This window comes from Pseudomonas sp. NPDC087639, from assembly GCF_044743385.1.
Lineage (GTDB): Bacteria > Pseudomonadota > Gammaproteobacteria > Pseudomonadales > Pseudomonadaceae > Aquipseudomonas.
Map to the genome: position 1 here is coordinate 1 of NZ_JBIUWI010000154.1, position 2,540 is coordinate 2,540.

A 2,540-nucleotide genomic window follows, 5' to 3' on the forward strand; every position below is an offset into this window, starting at 1 on the left:
CAAGACTCCAAGGACAAAGCTATCCCCAACCTGATTCCGGGCAACATTGCCTTCGGCCCAGGTGGCGCACAAGAAGTGCTGATTTCCTACATGCAAATCGTGGTGTTCGTGGTGACCCTGATCGCCATGCTCGGCCTGACATTGTTCATCTCCCGCTCTCGTCTGGGCCGCGCCTGCCGCGCCTGCGCCGAAGACATCAAGATGGCCAACCTGCTGGGTATCAACACCAACAACATCATCGCCCTGACCTTCGTCATTGGTGCTGCGCTGGCGGCCGTCGCGGCCGTACTGCTGAGCATGCAATACGGGGTGATCAACCCGAACGCCGGTTTCCTTGTCGGCCTCAAAGCCTTTACCGCTGCGGTACTCGGCGGCATCGGCAGCATCCCCGGCGCCATGCTCGGCGGGCTGGTGCTTGGGGTGGCGGAAGCTTTCGGTGCCGATATCTTCGGCGACCAGTACAAGGACGTCGTGGCTTTCGGCTTGTTGGTTCTGGTGCTGTTGTTCCGTCCGACCGGCATTCTGGGCCGTCCGGAGGTTGAGAAAGTATGACTAGGAATCTTAAACAGGCACTGTTCAGTGCCTTGCTGGTGTGGGCCGTGGCCTACCCGGTACTCGGTCTGAAACTGACCATCGTCGGCATCAATCTGGAAGTGCACAACACCAGCACGGCGGTTCTGGCGACCATCGCCATCTGCTCTGTGCTGATGTTTTTGCGCGTGCTGTTCAACCAGCAGATCAGCAAGGCCTGGCGTTCCTCGCCGGGCATGCCGCTGATCCCGGCCAAGGCCAGCAACTTCCTGACCCTGCCGACCACCCAGCGCTATTTCATCATTGGGCTGATCCTGCTTGCGCTGGTGTGGCCGTTCTTCGGTTCCCGTGGCGCGGTGGACATCGCCACGCTGATCCTGATCTACGTGATGCTCGGCCTGGGCCTGAACATCGTCGTCGGTCTGGCCGGTCTGCTCGACCTGGGTTACGTCGGCTTCTACGCCGTCGGCGCCTACAGCTACGCGCTGCTGTCGCACTACTACGGCCTGAGCTTCTGGATCTGCCTGCCGATTGCCGGCCTGATGGCGGCGACGTTCGGCTTCCTGCTGGGCTTCCCGGTGTTGCGACTGCGCGGTGACTATCTGGCGATCGTGACCCTCGGCTTCGGCGAGATCATCCGTCTGTTCCTGCGTAACCTGACGGACATCACCGGTGGCCCGAACGGTATCAGCAACATCGAGAAACCGACGTTCTTCGGTCTGACCTTCGAACGTAAAGCCGCAGAAGGGATGCAAACCTTCCACGAGTATTTCGGCTTGCAGTACAACTCGATCAACAAGGTGATCTTCCTCTACCTCGTTGCCCTGTTGTTGGCGCTGGCGGCACTGTTCGTCATCAACCGTCTGCTGCGCATGCCGATCGGCCGTGCGTGGGAAGCGCTGCGTGAAGACGAAATCGCTTGCCGCGCGCTGGGTCTTAACCCAACCGTGATCAAGCTTTCCGCGTTCACCCTCGGTGCTGCATTCGCCGGTTTTGCCGGCAGCTTCTTCGCTGCCCGTCAGGGTCTGGTGACGCCGGAATCCTTCACCTTCATCGAGTCGGCGATCATCCTCGCCATCGTCGTATTGGGTGGCATGGGCTCGCAGCTCGGCGTGATTCTCGCGGCCGTGGTGATGATCCTGTTGCCGGAAATGATGCGTGAATTCAGTGAGTACCGCATGTTGATGTTCGGTGCCCTGATGGTGTTGATGATGATCTGGCGTCCACAAGGTCTGCTGCCGATGCAACGCCCTCACATGGAGTTGCGAAAATGAGCCGCGAGATTCTTAAGGTCGAAAACCTGAGCATGCGCTTCGGCGGCTTGCTGGCGGTCAATGGCGTGGCCCTGACCGTGAAGGAAAAACAGGTGGTTGCGCTGATCGGGCCGAACGGCGCGGGCAAGACCACCGTGTTCAACTGCCTGACCGGTTTCTATCAGCCAACCGGCGGCAGCATCCTTTTGGACGGCGAGCCGATTCAAGGCCTGCCGGGCCACAAGATCGCGCTCAAAGGCGTGGTGCGCACCTTTCAGAACGTGCGGTTGTTCAAGGACATGACGGCGGTCGAGAACCTGTTGATCGCCCAGCACCGTCACCTGAACACCAACTTCCTGTCCGGCCTGTTCAAGACCCCGGCGTTCCGCAAAAGCGAGCGCGAGGCGATGGAATTTGCCGAGTACTGGCTGGAAAAGGTCAACCTCAAGGAGTTCGCCAACCGTACTGCCGGCACCCTGGCATACGGTCAGCAACGTCGTCTGGAAATCGCCCGCTGCATGATGACCCGTCCACGGATCCTGATGCTCGACGAACCGGCCGCCGGCCTCAATCCGAAGGAAACCGAAGACCTCAAAGCGCTGATCGGCATGCTGCGTGAAGAGCACAACGTCACCGTGCTGCTGATCGAACACGACATGAAACTGGTCATGAGCATTTCCGACCACATCGTCGTGATCAACCAGGGCACGCCTCTGGCCGACGGCACGCCGGAACAGATCCGCGACAATCCTGAAG

At 59.9% G+C, this 2,540-nt stretch carries 2 protein-coding genes and 1 pseudogene; all 3 read left to right on the forward strand.

The window, feature by feature from the left end; genetic code table 11:
* Positions 1-552, forward strand: a pseudogene (locus tag ACIOVB_RS27360) (branched-chain amino acid ABC transporter permease LivH); the annotation flags it as partial.
* Entirely contained in the window at positions 549-1,805 is a 1,257-nt protein-coding gene (locus ACIOVB_RS27365; protein WP_401272259.1) for a high-affinity branched-chain amino acid ABC transporter permease LivM, read from the forward strand. The pseudogene ACIOVB_RS27360 and the gene ACIOVB_RS27365, both read left to right, overlap by 4 nt.
* The coding region (gene livG, locus ACIOVB_RS27370) for a high-affinity branched-chain amino acid ABC transporter ATP-binding protein LivG (RefSeq protein WP_401272260.1) at positions 1,802-2,540 on the forward strand (739 nt) is incomplete at its 3' end. The genes ACIOVB_RS27365 and livG, both read left to right, overlap by 4 nt.

Bases quoted from the DNA above. Each gene is read 5' to 3' on its own strand.
- ACIOVB_RS27365 (WP_401272259.1), top strand. From the start codon at position 549: ATGACTAGGAATCTTAAACAGGCACTGTTCAGTGCCTTGCTGGTGTGG.